Raw genomic sequence first — 900 nt, 5'->3', positions numbered from 1 at the left:
CAAGCGTGATCTTGTCTTTAGTCGTTGCATCGTCATATTTAACTGCTGCATCGTCTAATGTACCCAACTTGCCATCAACTGCTGCCAATTGATCTTCGGTTGCCGCTTGACCTGATACCGCTGTGCCATTCCACGTCGTGTTGCTCAGACCTTTGATCGTGTTTGTTGCTTTATCAACAACAACACTGCCTACAGTCACCTTGTCGAAGTTCACATCTTTCGCTGTTGATACTTGGTAGTTGCTTGAACCATCTGCATTGGTGGTTGGTGTTACAACAACGTTGTCTCCAGCAGTTACCGTAGTTTTCGCTTTGGTTGCTGCATCTTTCACGCTTGTGATCGCACCATCAATTGTGTTCGAACCTGTGCCACCAATGTTACTTGTGGTGATTGCACCTGTCGTTACATCAATGGTCGTTGAACCTCCAATTGCGCTCTTAACGCTGTCCGCTACACCGTGTAATTGGCTACCGTTGATTGCATCAGTTGAACTTGAATTTACTGCACCCGCTTTAACGTTGGTAATCGTTGTACCACCAGCACCCGCAAGCGTGATCTTGTCTTTGGTCGTTGCATCGTCATATTTAACTGCTGCATAGTCTAATGTACCCAACTTGCCATCAACTGCTGCCAATTGATCTTCAGTCGCTGCTTGACCTGATACCGCTGTGCCGTTCCACGTCGTGTTGCTCAGACCTTTGATCGTGTTCGTTGCTTTATCAACAACAACACTGCCTACAGTCACCTTGTCGAAGTTCACATCTTTCGCTGTTGATACTTGGTAGTTGCTTGAACCATCTGCATTGGTGGTTGGTGTAACTACAACGTTATCTCCTGCTGTAACCGTGGTTTTCGCTTTGGTTGCTGCATCTTTCACGCTGGTGATCGCGCCATCAATTG

General features: G+C 46.8%; 1 pseudogene. It reads right to left on the bottom strand.

Annotation, left to right across the window (positions count from 1 at the left end):
- Positions 1-900 (bottom strand): annotated as a pseudogene (locus V6E90_RS21440) (YadA-like family protein); the annotation flags it as partial.

The organism is Acinetobacter sp. ESBL14 (assembly GCF_036668815.1).
GTDB lineage: Bacteria > Pseudomonadota > Gammaproteobacteria > Pseudomonadales > Moraxellaceae > Acinetobacter > Acinetobacter gyllenbergii.
The sequence above is the reverse complement of the archived record's forward strand: the minus strand, read 5'-3'. Positions and strand labels throughout refer to the sequence as shown.